At 56.6% G+C, this 19,894-nt stretch carries 18 protein-coding genes; 5 read left to right on the forward strand and 13 right to left on the reverse strand.

Features of this window, described 5'->3' with window-relative positions; all coding sequences use genetic code 11:
• Window positions 1–2: 2 nt before the first annotated feature.
• Genes fliI through fliF form a run of 4 tightly spaced genes read right to left on the reverse strand, consistent with a single transcriptional unit; the run spans window position 3 to window position 4,783 of the window.
• A complete protein-coding gene (gene fliI / locus ACFQUU_RS04220) occupies window positions 3–1,406 on the reverse strand; it encodes a flagellar protein export ATPase FliI (RefSeq protein ID WP_382243101.1) in 1,404 nt (467 codons plus the stop codon).
• Window positions 1,403–2,101 (reverse strand): flagellar assembly protein FliH, encoded by a 699-nt coding sequence (fliH, locus tag ACFQUU_RS04225; RefSeq protein WP_382243103.1) that lies wholly within the window; start codon window positions 2,099–2,101, stop codon window positions 1,403–1,405. The genes fliI and fliH overlap by 4 nt, the downstream gene beginning before the upstream one ends.
• Entirely contained in the window at window positions 2,094–3,089 is a 996-nt protein-coding gene (gene fliG, locus ACFQUU_RS04230; protein ID WP_382243106.1) for a flagellar motor switch protein FliG, read from the reverse strand. The genes fliH and fliG overlap by 8 nt, the downstream gene beginning before the upstream one ends.
• Window positions 3,086–4,783, reverse strand: coding sequence for a flagellar basal-body MS-ring/collar protein FliF (gene fliF / locus ACFQUU_RS04235; RefSeq protein ID WP_382243109.1), 1,698 nt, complete (start codon window positions 4,781–4,783; stop codon window positions 3,086–3,088). The genes fliG and fliF overlap by 4 nt, the downstream gene beginning before the upstream one ends.
• A gap of 246 nt (window positions 4,784–5,029) precedes the next feature.
• Here fliF and fliE point away from each other — a divergent pair, with 246 nt between their 5' ends.
• Window positions 5,030–5,371 (forward strand): flagellar hook-basal body complex protein FliE, encoded by a 342-nt coding sequence (gene fliE, locus ACFQUU_RS04240; RefSeq protein WP_382243112.1) that lies wholly within the window; start codon window positions 5,030–5,032, stop codon window positions 5,369–5,371.
• 57 nt (window positions 5,372–5,428) lie between these two features.
• Here fliE and ACFQUU_RS04245 read toward each other — a convergent pair whose 3' ends face one another.
• From ACFQUU_RS04245 to ACFQUU_RS04285, 9 genes are all read right to left on the reverse strand, one after another.
• Window positions 5,429–6,193 (reverse strand): flagellar brake protein, encoded by a 765-nt coding sequence (locus tag ACFQUU_RS04245; RefSeq protein ID WP_382243115.1) that lies wholly within the window; start codon window positions 6,191–6,193, stop codon window positions 5,429–5,431.
• A 40-nt stretch (window positions 6,194–6,233) separates the two neighbouring features.
• Complete coding sequence (locus ACFQUU_RS04250; RefSeq protein WP_382243118.1) at window positions 6,234–6,518, reverse strand: EscU/YscU/HrcU family type III secretion system export apparatus switch protein; 285 nt, start codon at window positions 6,516–6,518, stop codon at window positions 6,234–6,236.
• A gap of 138 nt (window positions 6,519–6,656) precedes the next feature.
• Window positions 6,657–8,042, reverse strand: a complete 1,386-nt coding sequence (locus ACFQUU_RS04255) for a flagellar hook-length control protein FliK (RefSeq protein ID WP_382243121.1) — start codon at window positions 8,040–8,042, stop codon at window positions 6,657–6,659.
• A 21-nt stretch (window positions 8,043–8,063) separates the two neighbouring features.
• Window positions 8,064–8,399 carry a flagellar protein FliT gene (locus tag ACFQUU_RS04260; protein ID WP_382243124.1) on the reverse strand — a complete coding sequence of 112 codons (336 nt, stop codon included), beginning with the start codon at window positions 8,397–8,399 and terminating at the stop codon, window positions 8,064–8,066.
• Window positions 8,400–8,405: 6 nt separating this feature from the next.
• A complete protein-coding gene (fliS, locus tag ACFQUU_RS04265) occupies window positions 8,406–8,888 on the reverse strand; it encodes a flagellar export chaperone FliS (RefSeq protein WP_382243127.1) in 483 nt (160 codons plus the stop codon).
• A 29-nt stretch (window positions 8,889–8,917) separates the two neighbouring features.
• A complete protein-coding gene (gene fliD / locus ACFQUU_RS04270; RefSeq protein WP_382243130.1) occupies window positions 8,918–11,503 on the reverse strand; it encodes a flagellar filament capping protein FliD in 2,586 nt (861 codons plus the stop codon).
• 96 nt (window positions 11,504–11,599) lie between these two features.
• Window positions 11,600–11,980, reverse strand: coding sequence for a flagellar protein FlaG (locus ACFQUU_RS04275; RefSeq protein WP_382243133.1), 381 nt, complete (start codon window positions 11,978–11,980; stop codon window positions 11,600–11,602).
• An 81-nt stretch (window positions 11,981–12,061) separates the two neighbouring features.
• Window positions 12,062–13,561 (reverse strand): flagellin, encoded by a 1,500-nt coding sequence (locus ACFQUU_RS04280; protein ID WP_382243136.1) that lies wholly within the window; start codon window positions 13,559–13,561, stop codon window positions 12,062–12,064.
• A gap of 496 nt (window positions 13,562–14,057) precedes the next feature.
• Window positions 14,058–15,560, reverse strand: a complete 1,503-nt coding sequence (locus ACFQUU_RS04285; protein WP_382243139.1) for a flagellin — start codon at window positions 15,558–15,560, stop codon at window positions 14,058–14,060.
• A gap of 623 nt (window positions 15,561–16,183) precedes the next feature.
• Between ACFQUU_RS04285 and ACFQUU_RS04290 the strand changes: the two genes are divergently transcribed.
• Genes ACFQUU_RS04290 through ACFQUU_RS04305 form a run of 4 tightly spaced genes read left to right on the forward strand, consistent with a single transcriptional unit; the run spans window position 16,184 to window position 19,871 of the window.
• Complete coding sequence (locus tag ACFQUU_RS04290; RefSeq protein WP_382243142.1) at window positions 16,184–17,296, forward strand: DegT/DnrJ/EryC1/StrS family aminotransferase; 1,113 nt, start codon at window positions 16,184–16,186, stop codon at window positions 17,294–17,296.
• A 49-nt stretch (window positions 17,297–17,345) separates the two neighbouring features.
• On the forward strand, window positions 17,346–18,896 hold the full coding sequence (locus ACFQUU_RS04295; protein ID WP_382243145.1) for an amino acid adenylation domain-containing protein: 1,551 nt from the start codon (window positions 17,346–17,348) through the stop codon (window positions 18,894–18,896).
• Window position 18,897: 1 nt separating this feature from the next.
• The gene (locus ACFQUU_RS04300) at window positions 18,898–19,128 is read left to right on the forward strand and encodes an acyl carrier protein (RefSeq protein ID WP_382243148.1); all 231 of its coding nucleotides are present in this window, start codon (window positions 18,898–18,900) and stop codon (window positions 19,126–19,128) included.
• Window positions 19,125–19,871: an SDR family oxidoreductase gene (locus ACFQUU_RS04305; RefSeq protein WP_382243151.1), complete on the forward strand. Its 747-nt coding sequence runs from the start codon at window positions 19,125–19,127 to the stop codon at window positions 19,869–19,871. The genes ACFQUU_RS04300 and ACFQUU_RS04305 overlap by 4 nt, the downstream gene beginning before the upstream one ends.
• The last annotated feature ends 23 nt before the right edge of the window (window positions 19,872–19,894 follow it).

Genomic DNA, 19,894 nt, shown 5'->3' on the forward strand with positions numbered 1-19,894 from the left:
AATCAACCGAACAGCGAGGTAAGTTGCCCCAAGCTCTCGTCAAACCGTGATTGCTCGGTAATTCCTTGTTGCAGAAAAGCTTCAATACGCGGATTCAGGGCTATCGCCTCATCCAATACGGGATCGGTTCCGGCACTGTAGGCGCCGACGCTGATCAGGTCGCGACTGCGCTGATAGCGGGCCGTCAGTTTTTTCAGGCGACGGGCGCGTTGCTGATGATCGTGCGAAGTAATGCTGTGCATTGCGCGGCTGATCGACTGCTCGATATCGATGGCAGGGTAATGGCCGGCTTCGGCCAGGCTGCGGTTAAGCACGATGTGACCGTCAAGAATGGCACGCGCAGCATCCGCAATCGGGTCTTGCTGGTCATCTCCCTCGGTCAAAACGGTGTAGAACGCTGTAATCGAGCCGCCGCCATCCTTGCCATTGCCGGCACGCTCCACCAGCGCAGGGAGCTTCGCAAACACGGACGGGGGATAGCCTTTGGTTGCGGGAGGTTCGCCGATCGCGAGAGCAATTTCGCGTTGAGCCATTGCGTAGCGTGTCAGCGAGTCCATGATCAGAAGAACATTCTTTCCCTGATCCCGAAAGTGCTCTGCAATGGCGGTCGCGTAGGCCGTGCCTTGCAAGCGCATCAACGGAGATGTATCGGCCGGCGCGGCGACTACTACTGAGCGCGCCAGGCCCTCCGGTCCAAGGATCTGTTCGATGAATTCCTTTACCTCGCGGCCGCGTTCGCCGATCAGCCCGACAACGATCACATCGGCACTTGTGTAGCGCGCCATCATGCCGAGCAGCACGCTCTTGCCGACGCCGGAGCCGGCGAACAAACCCATTCGCTGCCCGCGGCCGACGGTCAGCATGCTGTTGATCGCGCGCACTCCAACGTCGAGAATATCGTTAATAGGCGCCCGCGTCAGCGGGTTTGCCGCCCGTACGTTGAGCGGTGCCGAATGCACGGTATGCAGGGGACCCAGATTATCGAGAGGGCGCCCGGCGGCGTCCAGAACGCGACCCAGCAGTTCATTGCCGACCGGAAGATGGCGGCCCCGATCGCTCGGACGGCGCCGCGGATGGCTGACGGCACCGGGGGGCGGCAGCGTTTGCGTCACTTCGAGCGGAAACACCTGGGCTCCGGGCAGGACGCCTTCGACGTCGCTTTGTGGCATGAGAAACAGGCGGTCGTTTTCAAAGCCGACAACTTCTGCCTCGATCCGAGTGCCATTCGAGAGAGGCACGATGCATGCGCTGCCGACCGGCATTTTCAGCCCTACGGCTTCCATCACCAGACCGGTTACCCGCGTAACGCGTCCCGACACGTGAATCGGCTCCGCGATGGCAAGCAGGGCGCTGCAGTCCCTCAGATAAGCTTTCCAGCGATCTGAATGTGCCGTTTCCGGTGTCATGTGTCGAGCCAGTCCAGTTCCTTGCCGAGTGCGGCGGCAATGCGTTTCCAACGCGTGGCGGCGGACGCGTCAATCTGATTGCTGGCGGTTTCGACCCGGCACCCGCCGCGCTGCATGTGCGGATCTTCGACGACCCGCCAGCCGGATTGCTCAAGCTCATCGCCCATTATTTGTTTGACGAGTAGCGCGTCGTCCGACTGGAGAAAAAGCAGGGCGGGTTGCTGTACTGTCGGGAGATAACGGATCGCGTCGCCGATCACCGGGATAAGCAACTCCGGACGGACCTTCAGCGCATTCTTGAGCATTGCCTTGGAGAGATCGAGTGCAAGATCGAGAACGTCGACGGCGACCCGTTCGCTTGCCTGCGTCACTTCGGATTGAAATGCTGCTGCAATCCGCTGTAATTGCGCTGCCTCTTCCTTGGCCTGGAGGCGGCCTTCTTCCAGTCCCTGGGCATGGCCTTTGGTGAGGCCGGCAGCGTGTCCTTCCTCCATCCCTTGCGCATGACCTTGTTCGTAGCCGGCTGCGCGGCCTTCTTCCACTCCCACGGCGTAGGCGCGTACCCTAGCTTCATTGATTCCCTGCTCGCGCTGAGCAGCCAGCTCTGCCTGCGTCGGTGGAGGAGGGCTGTCAAATGACGCCAGCTCCCAGCGCTGATATGCAGAAAGCTGCTCCTTGGGAATAAAGTTAGACATACGTATCTTCACCCTTTGGTCCAATCATAACCTGGCCTTCGTCTGCAAGTCGGCGGACGATCGCGAGGATTTCCTTCTGCTTTTCTTCAACCTCGGACAAGCGGACAGGGCCTTTGGCCTCGAGGTCTTCTTTCATCATCTCGGCGGCGCGCTGCGACATGTTCTTGAAGATCTTGTTCCGGAGTCCCTCACTCGCGCCTTTCAGGGCGACGATCAGGGAATCCGCCTGGACTTCGCGCAATATGGTCTGGACGCCGCGATCATCGATGTCGAGGATGTTCTCGAAGACGAACATTTCGTCCATGATTGCCTGCGCCATCTCGGCATCGTGGCTCTTGAGAGCTTGCATTGCCGAACTTTCATTCTCGCCGCCAAAGAAGTTCAGGATTTCGGCTGCCGTGCGGATGCCACCCATCGGCTTCTTCTTCAAGTTCTCGTTGCCGGTCAAGAGCTTGGTCAAGACATCGTTCAGTTCACGCAAGGCGGCTGGCTGTACGCCGTCCAGTGTCGCGATACGCAGCACGATGTCATTTCGTAACCGTTCCGTGAAGTATTCGAGCACCTCGCATGCATGATAGCGCTCCAGATGCACGAGAATCGTTGCAATGATCTGCGGATGCTCATTCCGGATCAGTTCGGCGACAGACTGCGCATCCATCCACTTCAGACTTTCAATACCTCGCGCTTCGCGTGCACCGAGAATGCGATTAAGAAGCGACGTGGCCTTGTCATCGCCCAAGGCTTTGGTCAGGACGTTACGGATATAGTCGTCGGAATCCAGGCCGAAGGAAGTATTCGATTTTGTTCTTAAGCGAAATTCCTGCAGGACGCTTTCGAGTTCGTCGGACGTCACTGCCTTCATCGAGGACATTGCGGTGCCGATCTTCTGCACCTCGCGCGGGCCGAGATACTTCATGACTTCTACAGCTTCTTCCTCGCCCAAGGCAAGCATCAGAATTGCGGCTTTTTGAATGCCGAGATCACTCATTCGGACACCCATTCCTTAATAACATTGGCTACTACTTTCGGATTTTCCTTGGCCAGTCGCTTGGCGGCTTCAAGGCGTTTCTGGTACGTGCTGATCTGTTGAGCCATCGAATCATCGTCACTCAAATCGTCCATCCCGAGTTGAGCTGGTGCAGCGCCGGATTCATCTTTGAGGACCGGATTGCCTGCCTCATCTATTTCAGGGCTTTCGAGCAGCGGTGTGCCATCCGGACCGATTTCTTTTTCTTTTTCCTTCTTCAATAGCGGTTTAAGAACCTTGAAGTAGAGAAATAACAAGAGCAGCAGAAGCAGAGCGTACCTGCCGGCTTCCTTGGCAAGGTCGATCATGTCCGGCTGCCGCCAGAGAGGAACTTCCGGAAGCGCTTCTTTTTCCAGACCGGCGAACGGGCTGTTGACGACATTAAGGCTATCCCCACGCTCCTTGTTGAACCCCATCGCTTCGCGCACCAGATCGGTAATCTGCGCCTTTTCCGCCTCGGTCAACGGTCGCGTGGTGACTTTCCCATTGGCGTCCAGTATGCGCTTATAGTTGACAACGACGGCGACAGACAGACGTTTGATCCCACCCATTGGTTGCTGGACATAGCGAATCGTCTTGTCGACTTCATAATTAACGGTGCTGTCACGCTGTGCCGATCCGGTCGATGTGGCGGGCGCGCCAGGCGCCGCTGCCGCGCCGTTAATCGGTGCGGTTGCGGCTGGCTGTGGTTGGTTGGTCAGTGCGCCAGGAACGCCGGATGCCGTGTTGTTGCCGTTTTGTGATTCGCTGCTGTGCTGACTGCGTACCGCGGCCGTATTGGGCGTCTGATTCGGCTTGTAAACCTCGGCGGCCTGTTCGCTGGAGGAAAAGTCAACATCCGCCGTTGCCTCGGCGCGAACATTGTTTGGTCCAACGATCGGTGTGATGATCGATTCGATGCGACGGACGATGCTCTGCTGCAGTTCCTGAATATACTTAAGCTGCGTGGGATCGAGTCCGTTCGAGCCCGGTGATTTTCCGGTCTCGGAAAGAAGATTGCCGCTTTCATCGACCACGGTGACGTTTTTCGTCGGTAGCTCCGGCACACTACTGGCGACCAGATGCACGATGGCGCTCACCTGCTGCGGATCGAGTCCGCGTCCGGGGTGAAGATTCAATAAAACAGAAGCCGTGGGTTTCTGTTGTTCACGCACAAAAACGGAGGACTTGGGCAGCGCCAGATGGACGCGGGCGGACTGGACTGCGGCGACCGACTGGATTGACCGTGCCAGCTCACCTTCCAGGGCACGTTGAAAGTTTACCTGCTCAAGGAATTGTGAAATGCCCAGCTTCTGATTTTCCATCAGCTCGAAGCCGACATTGCCTCCTTTCGGGAGACCCTGCGAAGCCAATTTGAGCCGAGCATCATGCACTTGATCGGCCGGGACCAGAATTGCCCCGCCACCCTCGGCGAACTTGTAGGGCACATTCATTTGTTGCAAGGACGCGACGATGGCGCCGCCATCCCGGTCCGAGAAATTGGAAAATAACACTCGGTAATCGGGTTTCTGCGCCCACAACCACATGCCGGCGATGATGGAGATGGTCGCAGCCGTGCCTGCCATGATGGCAATCTTGCGTCCTCCAGCTGTCTGGATAAAGCGCATGGGGTTGGGCGTGGACGCCGGCTGCTGCTCGTCCAGAGCTACTGCCATAAGCCGCCTCCGGAAGCGTCACTGATTTGTTTGATCGTGCTGTTCACTTGGATTCTTGTTCGTAGAAACTCGTTGGCTCAGTGTGGATTGTCGGGGCGTCGCAGGATTTCAATCATTGGAACAGAGCAACATTTCTGCTCTTTATCCAGCCAACTTATAGTCATGGGAGTGCTAGGATGGCGTTGTAAAAAGCGGAGGAGTCCGTCATCCGTATATGGGTGACGGCTTAACGAAGGAAGGCGAGAAATGAAAGCAGGCATGATCGACGCAAGCAAAATCGAATCAATGTTGGCTCAGCTGAAGACTGCGGCTACCCGCGCGCAAGGCGGCGTCAATCCGGTTCAGAGCGAAAAGCCAGCAGTCAAGGCAGATTTTGCTTCAGTCCTGAAGCAGTCTCTTGACCAGGTCAACAGCGCGCAGCATCGCACTGAAGTGCTCGGGCAGCGATTCGCAGCGGGTGACGAAAGCGTCAACCTGTCCGATGTGATGATCTCCATGCAAAAATCGAGTATCTCTTTTCAGGCAACTGTCCAGGTCCGGAACAAGCTGGTTTCGGCTTATCAAGACATCATGAACATGCAGGTGTAGCATCAAATATGATGGCGCTGGTAAAGCGCCGGCGGCTGCACTCAAGGCGAAAGGCCTTTAGCTGCTCATTCCGGTCTTGCGAGCGTTCTGCTCGCGCTCCAGTTTTGTGATGTAGCGCTGAATCGCTGCCACCCCTGCGTTTGAAAAATCGACAAACCTGAATCCCAGGCGTCGAATTTCCTTGCGGCTTGCAAGCGAAACCTCGTGTGAATTCTGAAACTGAAGCGTCGTGACAACGGCCCCGCCCGGCAAATCGATCCGGCAATTTTCATAAATTGCGTACAACGGCGGATCGATCTGCATCTTGTCATCAATGACAGCAATTCCGCCAGCGCTGACGTTATACAAGGGCAGCGATACTGTTGATGCAATTTTGCCGGTTTCGTCAGGAATCGGAATATGGCATTTCACCTGGTCACTTAGCGGCACAGTCACCCGATAGGAATCCCGGCGCTGCAAGCGAATCATGATTTCGGGAACCGGAACTCTCAAGGCAGGCCGCTCGTCATAGTCGCAGTTCTCCGCATGCGGCACGAAAAACAAAATACGGATGTTCTCAAGGACGGTTTCGAAGGAAATCTCGTCGCTGTCCACGATCCGCCGATTCGTGAGCGCATTCGGCGCGCAATCGATGATTACCATGTCATTTGCATCGTCGACATCCAGTATCGAGGTTACCGCCGAATCGCTGCCATCCTTGGTTTGCAATCGGACCAGTTGCCGGCGTTGGGAAACGGCGCGAAGCAAGTTCACAATTTCACGGCGCGAACGAACTCGGAACGGGCTGAGATCAAGCTGGTCATCATCAATCATAGATGTCATGTGAACCTACCTTCAATGGCGCAAATCAAAACACAACTCGTCATGATACCTTGTCGTTCCCTTTTTGAGCAGCCTCAAGATGGTGCAGCCAGGCCAATAATTCCGCGACGGCCCGATACAATGCGGGAGGAATGTGATCATCCAGTTCCACTTGCATCAGCAGCGCGACCAACTCCCTTGATTCATGTACGAATACGCCATGTTCCTTGGCACGCGCGATAATTTCATCCGCGATCAATCCTTTGCCTTTGGCGACAACCTTGGGCGCGGCATCACCCAGATTGTAGGCAAGCGCAATGGCATTCCTGTTAGGTGGCTGAGCCATTATTCTCGCCCCTTATCTGCGTCCTTGTACCTTATATCAAAGCCATCAAGGGCAACAGGACGCGGCGCCGAGGCAGTTTGCCTGGCGGCAGGCGTGCGAAAGATGTCGGCCTGCGCAAGCCTGTATCCGATGCGTGCCTCAAACCATGTCATCGCGCTTCACCGTCAGCAGATCGACCGGCGAGCCGGCCGCCCCGAGCGCGGACACCAGCTCATTGCCATGGGTCCGCAATATCAGGGCAGTCTCTTCACTGGCCGCCCGAATCTGTACCTGCAAATGGTTTCCATTGAGGCGGATCGCTGCCGATATGGCGCCAAGGGCAGGCAGTTCGAAACGGACCACGCTTTGCCATGAGCGATCGGCGTCATCATGACCGCCATGCGCGGTATCCTCCGTCACCTCCCATTCCATTTTCTGGCCAGGGAAAAGTTCTCCCTGCCAGGCGACGCGGCGCTGTTCCAGAGTATCAAGCTGCAGGCTGATCATCCGCGCGGATTCGCTAGCAGGACTGTCCGTGCGCGACGGGGCAAATGCATCCGAAAGTCCTGCTGCATCAGACCGCGGGCCGGCGTCCGCCACGCCATTTGCACGAAAACCGTCGCCCACTCTTAGGTTGACCGATATTTTGTCCTGAACCGGCTCCTGAGCTTCGGCTCCGGGTTCCTTGCCGATCACATTGTCTTTCTGCCGTGGTGCGGATGCAGAAGCCTGGCGATTTTCGGTCGCTGCGTGCTCGGAACCAGCATCATCGGTTTGTCCATTCGCTGCGCGCGGCGCTTCCGCTCGGATATCGTCGTGCGTGCCGGTCGTTACGTGCGGGAGCGGGGCGTCCAATACGGGAGCTGCATGCTTCGCCTGACTCGTGTCTGGTGTAGTACGCAACGTGTCGGCTGCAGTATCCGCATGAAGCGGTGCATTCTGCGAATTCTGTCCATTCTCTCCATGCTGCCGTAATGCGGCGTTTACCAATGCCGGGTTGCTGAGTTTCCCCTGCGGTTCGCGCATCAGCTCGGTCAGCGGCCGCTGACCACTTGCCCATTGCTGCACGTGGGACTCGTAAAACAGGCCGCTGTAGGACAAGGTGTTTTTCAGCGCCACAGCAATCTGTGTCGGCGGAGCGGCAGGCGAGTCAAGCAAAGGAGCTTTGCCGACAAGAGATGTCGGCGCACCTTCTTTTTGCGTTGCACGCAGCACATTGTCGATCAGGCGCGCGGTATCGCTCAACTTTGCTTCTGTTTGCACGGCCGGCAAGCGCAATAGAAAAGTCGGCCGCGGTTGCATCCCATTGAACGTCAGATCGAGCGTGTCGCCGGTTTGTGTATTCGGCGGGAGGCTCATGCGCACAGGCGTATCGAGCAGTTTTACCATGAAGGAACCGTCATTCATGCGCGACAGCACCTGCGCCTGAAGCGCCCGGCCGACCGCCATCTGGTTCAGTCGTTGATATAAATCTTGCCGTGCATCCCCGATGGAGACGATCGGTCTGGCCGCTTCGACTGCGCCAACGGGCCGGGTGCCATTCATGTCGGCGCGCGGGAACACCGATTAGCCCGACTGGTTCGATCCGTACGCCTGAGATAGTTTGCGCTCGGCGCCGGTGCTGTTAATCATCGCAGACAAGTGTCGCATCCAAGGCTCGGTGATATTACGGATCTCGCGGTCATCGGCCAGGATCTTCTGGATAATGCGTACTTTCTGTTCACGCGCGACCGTTGGCAAAGGCACTGGCGCCTCTTCCTGCTTCAGGTTCGCCACATGGCTGGCGCACAGCACTTCGAGCGCTGCCAGCTTTTCCCAGTCGCCTTCGCGTGCGGCAGTGACCATTTGATTGGTAATGCCTGCAACGGTCTCGTACAGGGAAATGACTTCTTCGCTGTTCATAATGAATTAAGCCTTAACGAGTGTGGACGTGCTCGGCGCAAACGCGTCGTATGCGGATACCCGGGGAGGGGCGGCAAGAGCTTGCGCCGAAGTGGCGGCAGCCGGGTCAATTGCTTCCCAGGCACCTTTCAGATCTTTCAACAAACGCTGCACTTCCTCAATCATCTCCGGCCGATTTTCCAGGTTTGCTGTCATTAGCCGGGTGCTCATGTATTCGTACAGGGCATCCAGGCTTTGTGCGATTTCCCCGCCTGCCTCTTTGTTGAGGCTTGCACGAAGTCCGCTGTCGATGATGGCAATTGCCTTGGATATCGCTTGGCCTTTGCCAGCGATGCTGCCGGTTTGCATGTGCTGCAAGGCGACGGCGAGCGCGGTCAGCGCTCCGTCGAACAGCATGACAATGAGCTTGTGTGGGCTTGCAGCGACGACGCCAGTTTCCACGCCGACCTTGGCATAGGCATTTGCACCGCCATGGGAGGATCCGAACATTGATGTTTTCCTCTATATTCCTTTGTTGCTTATTGCTGAGACATGCTGCTGATCTGGGCAAGCTGCTGAGATAAGTAAGCGCTGGTCGAACTCATCCGGCTGATCATTGTGTCCAGGGCCACGAACTGCTTGCGGTACCGCGCCTCTGTATCCGCCAGCCTTGCATTGAGGACTTCATTTTGTTTACCGATGTCCTTGATAGAACTCTTTAATCCATTGGTCCGTCCCGAGATCAGGCCGCTATTCCCGAGGAATCCGTCGACGAGATTATTGAGGTGGAAAGCAAAACCTTGGGAGAAACTGACCGTTCCTCTGCTCGCATTCTCCGCCCCGCCGGTAATTTCCAGTTTCAGTCCGGCCGCTGGCGACCCGGTTGCTCCCGTCAGGAATTGTCCCGATCCACCCGCGGTCACACCGCCAATGGTGCCGGCAACATCAAGGCCATCGGTGGAAGCCGGCGTAGGAGTGCCGAACAGCGAGTTGGTCGCACTTCCGGTGACCGACACCTTCGATGTCGATCCGTACTTGTTTGAACTCACCACCAACTCGCCAGCGCCGTTGATAGTGACCGCAACTGCGATGCCGGCGGAGGAGAATCCGGAGGCGGAATTGATGGTCGATTGTAGATGTGCGGCGAGCTCGGCTGCGCTGTACGCGGTTCCGCGCGGTGTAAGCGACACTGAGGCGGTAACCCCGTCGATTGTCAATGTCAGGTCTTTATTGCTTGCATCAATCGTTGTTGCACCCAAAGCGCCCGTTCCTTGCACTTTGCCTTGCGTTGCAAGCTTCGTAATAAATACTTCATGCGTGCCTTGGGTGCTGGCCGCTGTCGATCCTGCAAAACTGACAAGACTATCCGTTGTTTTTCCGATAGACGAGAACAAGGCGGCGACATCCGTCAAGTCTTTCGTCATGGCTGCGGACAGTTTGGTGGAGTCCGCAGACATCACTCCATCCTTAGAGATGGAAATACCCACCTGATTCAGGGTTTTCAGCGTGCTGTTAGAGCCGCTTGACGCCGATGAAAACATCTTGCGCAACTGGGATTCAATGTTGCGAATGGAGGAGTCGCCAAGCAGCACGCCTGCCTGTCTTGTTTCTGCATCGTAGCTGGTCAGCTTGTCGATGGTTGAATCAAGGTCGTTATAGGCTTTAACAAGCGAGGTGACAGCGGATTGAACGCTGGCTGTATCCCGTTTGACATTCAAATTGGCTGTGCCGACTTTGGAAACATCCAGCGAAATACCTTCGATGGCGCCGGAAATGGAATTGGTCTGGCTCGTGACGGAAATGCCGTTAATGGTAAGCGCTGCATTCTGCGCGGCGCTGGTTTGCGTCATCTTCTGCGTTCCGGCCGGATCGTAGGTAAACAGATTCGTCAGGTCAGGTTCGGCTCCTTGCACCTCGATCTTCATGCTGGATGCTTCGCCGGTCTTATTCGACTTCAATACCAGGTGATAGGGTGTCGCACTGCCATCCGAAACAATGCTCGCCGTGACGCCGAGATTGGCTTTGTTAATGGCATCGCGAATTCCCTGCAGCGAATTGTTTGTGTTGTCGATTGTTACTTCGCCGCTGGTCTGGTTGGCATCCTGGGTAAAGCTTGCGCCTCCGTAGGTGCTGTACGTCCCTGCGGTGAATCCCGCGGCCGATGGCGCACCGCCCGCGATCGTAATCGCGCTGGCGGAACTGAGGGAGACGGAGCTTGTAAACGTCTTGGCGCTTCCGATACCAATGGCTGCAAAGCCACCCGAGGTACCCGATTCCTGGGCAGTGATATTGCTGCCGTCAGCCATGGTGAATTTAAGCGTTCCCGAGGCCGCAAGACCCGAAAAGGAAATGCCTGCGGCCGCCAATGCATTGGCAACAGACGCATCCTGCAATCGGGTGTCGATATTGGCCCCCGTGGTTGCGGACGTACCGAGTACGGCCTCATCGATAATGGTGACTCCACCGACTGCAAGTAGATAATCGCCGGCCCCGGACGTGGTGGTGAATGCCCCCAATGCGCCCGTATCGGTTGTCTGCGCCGTGGCGGTTACGCCGGTGGTTGCACTTGCAAGATTGATTTGAGTTGCGAGCGCTTTTGCGCTGTTCGTGGAACCGCTGGTGGTGATCGTCGTGCCATTGATGCTTAGGGAATTCGCAGCGATTCCACTTGCAGGAACGCTGGCGCCGAGATTAGTGCCAGCGTTGACGATATTGCCACTGATCGTGCCAAATTTGAAAAGCAGCTTGGTGCTCGTGCCTGTTCCGAGTGTCCCGTTTGTGGTTGCTATGCCGGCCGACGAAAGCGTTTGCGCCTGGGCCAGTTTTGTCACGTTGACACTGTAGCTGCCGGGAGTAGCCTTGGATGTCGCCGCCGCCGAAACGGTTTGCGTATCCGACGAACTGGCAACCAGCGACTGAAAGGTTGTCGGCGTATTCAGCTTGGTTAGTGCATTTTGGAATGCGCTAAGCGAGCCGGACAAGGTGCCAAAGGCAGAAAGTTTGGCCTGGTAGCTTGCCTCCTTCTTGGCGAGTGCTGCCAACGGCCGTGCTTCAGCCTGCATCAGCTTCGAAATGATGCCATTGATATCCAGATTGGAACCGATACCGGGAGATGAGATAGCCATCTTGCCCCTCCTTTGCAAACGTGATCACTCTATCTCAATATCGGCAGCGCCGAACCGGACTTTAGAGCAGGATTTACCCGCCTGTTTTACTTAAGGTCATGCCTTTTCTCTAATTAGCAAGCCTTGCACCCGATCCAGTGCTTTTGCGATTTCAAGCGCTTCGGCAGTTGGTATTTGACGGATAACTTCTTTTGTCTGCTGGTCGACGACCTTGACAACTGCCTTCTCGGTATCGGAATCCAGAGAAAATTCAAGATCTTGCGAAAGCTTCTTTAGAGTTTCGTTGATCTGCGCGACGGCAGAGGTAACCTGACTCATCGAGGGAACGTCGGCTGCCTGTTTAACGGCATTGACAGTTTGTACTGGGGTAGCTGCTTCGCGCGCCGCGATTGAGGGAAGGTCCGCGCTGAAGTTGCCTGTGTCAGAGATCCGTTGGCCTGACTGGGCCGTATTATTGCCAACTGGTTTGATATCCACGATCTTCTCCTTAAAAAGACGCCCCGACTGAAAAGGTTCCAGCCGGGGCGTCGTTCTACACTAGCTTGCCGCCTTGGTTAATTAACCGCGGAGGAGAGCCAGCACGCCGTTTGGCAGCGAGTTTGCCTGAGCCAGCATGGCGGTGCCTGCCTGCTGCAGGATCTGGCCACGGGTGAGGTTGGCCGTTTCCGACGCGAAGTCGGCATCCTGGATTCGGCTACGTGCGGAGGACAGGTTCTCCGACGTGGTCTGCAGGTTGCTGATGGTCGAGGCGAAACGGTTCTGGATCGCACCGAGTTGCGCACGCGAGTTGGTGACGCTGGTGAGGGCGGCATCGATGGTACGCAGCGCATCATTGGCACCGGCAGTCGTGCTGATGTCGAGCGAAGCGATCGACGACAGCGACGAAGCGTTCTGGGTATTTGCCGCACCGGCGAACAGACCGCCTGTGGCGGCGCTGGAGCTGACGGTGTAACCAGTGCTGGAGCTCAGCTTGATCTGGCCGCCGACACGGCTGCTGTCGGTGCCGCCGCTGGTCAGGTTCACTGCAGCGCCGCTGGCGCCGCCAGCGAACGGATCCTGGCCTGTCAGGGTAACAGTGCCGCCGCCGGAGTTGATGAAGTCTTCGACGGCAATGTCGTAGCCATCCTTGCTGGTCAGGGTGACGGTGCCGCCGCTGACTTCAGCGGTGATGCCGGTGGAAGCGGTCTGCGCATTGATTGCTGCCGCCAGTGGCGACATGTCGCTTGCGCTGCTGATGGTGGCGCCGATCGCTACCGAGCTGCCGTTGCCAGTGAGGTTGAAGGTCACGGTACCAGCTGCGCTCAGGCCGCCCAGCGTGGCCTTGGTTTCTGCAGTTGCCGTCACACCGGTGGTGGATGTCTTCTGGTTGATCTTTGCAGCGATGGACTGCGAGGATTCGCCGGCGACCACGCTTACAGTTTCAGTCTCGCCATTGCCGGCGATGGTGACGGTCTGGGTATCGACGTTGTTGGCGGCAGCCGTGCCGGAAGCGGCGGCGACGGCGGCGCTGCTGGAGTCGGCACCGCTGACGGACTTCAAGCCATAGTTGCCGATTTCTGTGCCGCGGGCGCTGGCGATGCCGACCGTGATGGTCTGGTTGGCATTGGCGCCGACCTGGAACTGGGTGGCCGACAGCGAGCCGTCGAGCACGTTCTGGCCGTTGAACTGGGTAGTGGTGGCGACGCGGTCCAGTTCCTGCTTGAGCTGCGAGACTTCCTGCTGCAGCGAAGCACGGTCGGAAGCGGAGTTGGTGCCGTTGGCCGACTGCACGGCCAGTTCACGCATACGCTGCAGCAGGTCGCTGGCGGTGCCCAGGCCGCCTTCAGCGGTCTGAGCCAGCGAGATGCCGTCGTTGGCGTTACGTACTGCCTGGTTCAAGCCCTTGATCTGGGACGAGAAGCGTTCTGCAATGGCCAGACCTGCGGCGTCGTCCTTGGCGCTGTTGATGCGCAGGCCGGAAGACAGACGTTGCAGGGAAGTGGCGAGGGACGACGCGGAAGTCGTTAAATTGCGTTGTGCATTTAACGATGCCGAGTTGGTGTTGATTACTGCTGCCATGGTGGCTCTCCTTTAGAGGACTGAGAAATCCGGCACTAGCCTGGTAACTCCGGCCTGCCTTCCCTGAGCGGTAATGGCAAAACAGCCGTTGTCACAAGGTATATCGGGCGAGGTTGGGAAAACTTTAGCCTTTATGCATGATGTTTTTCCAAACTTGTCCAAACCCGTGTCGGGTATCTTCTTTTCGGATGAATTTGACAAATCTTTAGACGGGAAGCGAGCCAGGCGGTCTTTATGAAAATTGACGGCTATGCAAAAAAACGATTTGAATATTCTTGCAGAAATGGCAAGCAGGCCAAGGGCGAATCAGATCTTAAGGCCGCATTTAATGCGACAGATTCGAGGCAAGGCACAAAAGAATGCGGATGTTGAAACTGCAACGGAATTTTGGAGGGGGGAACCGAAGCGAAAAAGAGATGGGTAAAAAGAAAACCCCGACGGGACGACATCCGGTCGGGGTGTTACATATATATATATATATATGCGGTTACGCTGATTAGCCGCCACGGAGCAGGGAAAGCACGCCGTTTGGCAATTGGTTTGCCTGAGCCAGCATGGCGGTGCCTGCCTGCTGCAGGATCTGGCCACGGGTGAGGTTGGCCGTTTCCGACGCGAAGTCGGCATCCTGGATTCGGCTACGTGCGGAGGACAGGTTCTCCGACGTGGTCTGCAGGTTGCTGATGGTCGAGGCGAAGCGGTTCTGGATCGCACCGAGTTGCGCACGCGAGTTGGTGACGCTGGTGAGGGCGGCATCGATGGTACGCAGCGCATCATTGGCACCGGCAGTCGTGCTGATGTCGAGCGAAGCGATCGACGACAGCGACGAAGCGTTCTGGGTATTTGCCGCACCGGCGAACAGACCGCCTGTGGCGGCGCTGGAGCTGACGGTGTAACCAGTGCTGGAGCTCAGCTTGATCTGGCCGCCGACACGGCTGCTGTCGGTGCCGCCGCTGGTCAGGTTCACTGCAGCGCCGCTGGCGCCGCCAGCGAACGGATCCTGGCCTGTCAGGGTAACAGTGCCGCCGCCGGAGTTGATGAAGTCTTCGACGGCAATGTCGTAGCCATCCTTGCTGGTCAGGGTGACGGTGCCGCCGCTGACTTCAGCGGTGATGCCGGTGGAAGCGGTCTGCGCATTGATTGCTGCCGCCAGTGGCGACATGTCGCTTGCGCTGCTGATGGTGGCGCCGATCGCTACCGAGCTGCCGTTGCCAGTGAGGTTGAAGGTCACGGTACCAGCTGCGCTCAGGCCGCCCAGCGTGGCCTTGGTTTCTGCAGTTGCCGTCACACCGGTGGTGGATGTCTTCTGGTTGATCTTTGCAGCGATGGACTGCGAGGATTCGCCGGCGACCACGCTTACAGTTTCAGTCTCGCCATTGCCGGCGATGGTGACGGTCTGGGTATCGACGTTGTTGGCGGCAGCCGTGCCGGAAGCGGCGGCGACGGCGGCGCTGCTGGAATTGGCACCGCTGACGGATTTCAGGCCATAGTTGCCGATTTCGTTGCCGCGGGCGCTGGCGATGCCGACCGTGATGGTCTGGTTGGCATTGGCGCCGACCTGGAACTGGGTGGACGACAGCGAGCCGTCGAGCACGTTCTGGCCGTTGAACTGGGTAGTGGTGGCGACGCGGTCCAGTTCCTGCTTGAGCTGCGAGACTTCCTGCTGCAGCGAAGCACGGTCGGAAGCGGAGTTGGTGCCGTTGGCCGACTGCACGGCCAGTTCACGCATACGCTGCAGCAGGTCGCTGGCGGTGCCCAGGCCGCCTTCAGCGGTCTGAGCCAGCGAGATGCCGTCGTTGGCGTTACGTACTGCCTGGTTCAAGCCCTTGATCTGGGATGTGAAGCGCTCTGCAATGGCCAGACCTGCGGCGTCGTCCTTGGCGCTGTTGATGCGCAGGCCGGAAGACAGACGTTGCAGGGAAGTGGCGAGGGACGACGCGGAAGTCGTCAGATTGCGTTGTGCATTTAACGATGCCGAGTTGGTGTTGATTACTGCTGCCATGATGCTTCTCCCTGTTCCGAAATTCGTTTGTCTTGGTGCGATACCGTGTTGTTTAGGGTATCGGCTGGCTCTGCAAAATCTTTAGCGCTGTTCTGACTGTTTTTTATTTCCAGCCAGTTTGCTGCCTGGATATTTCGTTGTCGGATCACGGGCCGGAATCTTTAGGCTTTTTTGAGCCGAGGGAAATCCCGATTTCAGTCTACGGTCAGGATTGGTACCAGTCGCGCCGTGCGGCAATGCATGACATCGCTACCGGGTGGGGCAGCATATATATAGAGAGAAAAGGGCCCGAGGCCGGGAACGACACCGGAACTGCTATTGACGGTTGCGCAGGCCGGCCAGGTGGAACGGCGTTCGGGGGAAGATATGTGCGGTCAAGAATTCACGCAGGTTGCCGTAATAGGCGTGTGACTACGCGACGGGGACAGGGTGGGATTCTCGAATTTTCTTGCCGCTTTTTCGTGGGCAATCGTCCAAGACAGGTTAGTCTACCTTAATCGAGACAAGGTCAAGCCCTCAACAAACTGCGAAAACATACTCATTTCCTTGCTACGGTAACCGGCATGAATAGAGGAGAATTCGGAGAATGGCTACTCCAACCCGCAGAACCGCGGAGAACCGGTATGAATTCGACAATTTACGTTACGCAGCCGTATCTTCCGCCGCTTGAAGATTTCATTCCCTATCTGCAGAAGATATGGGACAGCAAGACGCTGACCAACAGCGGTCCGATGCATCAGCAGTTCGAGCAGGCCCTGGCCGATTTCCTCGGCGTTGAACATATTGCACTGTTCGCAAACGGCACGCTCGCTCTGGTCACAGCCTTACAGGCATTGCGGATTACCGGCGAAGTCATCACAACACCATATTCATTCGTCGCTACTGCGCATTCATTGCTGTGGAATGGCATCAAGCCCGTCTTTGTCGATATAGATCCGAAGACATTGAATCTCGATCCGAGAAAGATCGAGGCGGCCATCACGCCGCAGACTACCGCGATCATGCCGGTGCATTGCTATGGTAATCCGTGCGATGTAGAGGCCATTCAGAAGATCGCCGACAATTACAACTTGCGCGTCATTTATGACGCAGCCCATGCCTTTGCCGTAGAGGATGACGGCGGCAGCCTGCTACGCCACGGGGACTTGAGCGTGGTGAGTTTCCATGCCACGAAAGTATTCAATACGTTTGAAGGCGGCGCCATCATCTGCCCGGACGCCAAGACAAAGCATCGTATCGATCAGCTGAAGAATTTTGGGATTGTCGATGAGGTTACTGTCGTTGCACCTGGAATCAACGGCAAGATGAGCGAAATTAACGCTGCCTTTGGCTTGTTGCAATTGCAGCATATCGATCGCGCGCTTTCGCGTCGGAAGGAAATCGACCAGGCGTATCGCAACTTGCTGAAAGACGTTCGAGGCATCCGGTGCATCGAACTCCTAGGCCAGAAGAGAGGGAACTATGCTTATTTCCCGATCCTTGTCGATGCCGAATATCCGTTAACCCGCGATGCGTTGTATGACTATTTGCTTGAAAATCGAATTCATAGCAGGCGCTATTTTTACCCGCTGATCAGCGAGTTCTCGATGTACCGCGGCGCGCCCAGCTCAGCATCTGCCAATCTTGTAACGGCGGCCAGCATTTCCTCGAAAGTTCTTTGCCTTCCGATCTATCCGAATCTTTCCGATGCCGAAGTTGAAGGAATCGCCGCGCTGATTATCGGTGCTGCCCAATAATGGGCCTTACGCTCATGCGAGTCTGTTTCTTTCCTTGCTTGTGATTGCCATGAGAACAGCATACAAGACATCCATTTATTCCGTTTTTGCCGCGTACGCAAAGCAGTGGCCGGACCGTCCGGCCTTGGTATTCCCGGATGGCACAGCCGTCGAATATGGCCATTTGCATCGGTGCGCAGAGAAACTGGCCGCACATCTGATGGAGATGGGGGTTTCACGCGGGGATGTGATCGGGCTGTTTCACCGGAAGGCCGTCGAAGGTTACATCGCAATGTTGGCATGCCTTCGTATAGGCGCTGCTTATGTGAATCTAGACGAAGATAATCCGCCGACACGGATGCGCCTTGTCCTGGAAAAATGCTTGCCCCATATCATCTTGGCTGATGGATCAGTTCGCCCGGCGGCTGTTGATACGTGTACAGCCGCAAACATTTCACTGTTAATGGTCGATCAAGTCTTGGCTCGACCCAGCACGGACGTACCCCTGCCTACGCATGAAGAGGTAATCGGTACTGACATCGCGTACTTGATGTTTACCTCTGGTTCTACGGGTACGCCAAAGGGAGTGGCGATCAGCCATGCGCAAGTCCTCAACTTTGCAGCGTGGGCGCGAGATGAGTTCAGCGTGCGCGAAGATGATGTATTCACCAACGTCAATCCGATGTATTTCGATAATTCGGTATTCGACTTTTACGCGTCGCTGTTGAACGGGGCTTCCTTGGCGCCGGTACCACCTTCGTTATTACGGGACCCGCATGCCCTGGTCGATCATGTCGCGCGCTCCGGCTGCACGATATGGTTTTCCGTGCCGTCGCTGCTGATTTATCTGTTAACTACCCGCGCATTATCGTCGGAGGTATTGCCCCTGTTGCGCAACATAGTTTTTGGGGGTGAAGGCTATCCGGTCCCCGAGTTGCGCAAACTGCACGCATCATTCGGTGATCGCGCCCGGCTGGTTAATGTATACGGACCCACCGAATGTACCTGTATTTGCTCGGCACATGATATAACGCCGGCACACTTGGAGGCATCGGCAGGTTTGCCGCCTATCGGAAACCTCGCTCCGAATTTTCGAGGACTGCTACTGGATGGTGACGAACCGGTGAGCCCGGGTGAAACCGGAGAACTTTGTCTGATCGGACCCAACGTAGGCCTGGGCTACTTCAACGATCCGGAGAGAACTGTGGCGGCGTTCGTCCCCAATCCCTTGTGCCGGACACATCGGGAAATGATGTATCGCACCGGAGACCTCATGCGCGTGGATACATCGAACGGTCTGATCCATTTTGTCGGGCGCAAGGACAACCAGATCAAGCATATGGGATACCGGATCGAGCTTGAAGAGATCGAAGCCGCGCTCGGTTCGGTACCCGGCGTGGAACAATGCGCGGTTATATATAAGCGGATTCGTACCCAGTTCGGCCACTTGATTGCCTTTGTGTCAACTGCCGACGAAACGCTTGAGCCTGATGGAATAGGCGATTGCTTGAGAAGCAAACTGCCTGAATATATGATTCCCAATAGAATTCACGTTCGCGAAAAACTTCCCAAGAACGCGAACGGAAAAATTGATCGACAACGACTTTCCGAAGAAGCCTGATATGCAAAAAGCCAAGCGTTTGCTCGCTGATGCCCTGCGCCTCGATATGGCGCAAATTTCCAATGATGCCTCGATGAAGACCATGAAGCAGTGGGACTCGCTGTCCCATATGGAATTGATCGTCCTGGTTGAAGAACATCTGGGCTGTACTCTGTCGCAGGACGAATTTGTCCAGATCACGACGCTCGAGGGTCTCGACAGGGTACTGGTCGCATACGGAGACGCGAATTGAACCTTGCTGGTGCGCGTATTGTCGTGACCGGTGGCGCAAAGGGCATCGGTTTCGCTACCGCCGAAGCACTGGTGGCGGCCGATGCGGTGCCTATCCTTTTGGATATGGACGAGGCTGCGGTTCGGCAGGCCGCCTCCCAATTGAACTGCCCCTGGCATTCTGTCGATGTCACCTCGGCGGAACAGGTTGACGCGACGGTTGCGCTGGTTTGCGAGCGTCACGGTGTACCTCAAGGTGTGGTCAATAACGCGGGCATTCTCCGTAGCGCGCCACTGATCAATATTGCATCTCGGGAAGATGGACGGCACCCGCTTGAGTTGTGGCAGTCCGTCATTGACACCAATCTCACATCGGTTTTTTTGGTAACCCGCGCTTTTGCGGATCGGATGGTTCGCAGTCGTGTGCGCGGTGTCGTTGTGAACATGAGTTCGGTCAGTGCGCGTGGAAACATGGGGCAGTGCGCCTACGCCGCAGCCAAAGCCGGGGTCGAGGCAATGACCAGCGTATGGGCGAAGGAACTGGGTCCGTTGGGGTTGCGCTTCGTGTCGGTCGCTCCCGGGTTTGTCGATACGCCATCCACACGAGATGCCGTGCCGGCCAATGTGCTCGACACATTGAGGCGTGAAACTCCTTTGCGAAAGCTGGGAAAGCCGGAACAGATAGCGCAAGCGATATTATTCGCTCTGACGAACGACATGATTACTGGTGCGACGATTCCGGTCGATGGTGGATTGGTAATCTGATGAAGTCTTTGTGCGTGAATCGA

It is taken from the genome of Herbaspirillum sp. GCM10030257 (assembly GCF_042666555.1).
In the GTDB taxonomy this organism is placed as follows: domain Bacteria; phylum Pseudomonadota; class Gammaproteobacteria; order Burkholderiales; family Burkholderiaceae_D; genus Noviherbaspirillum.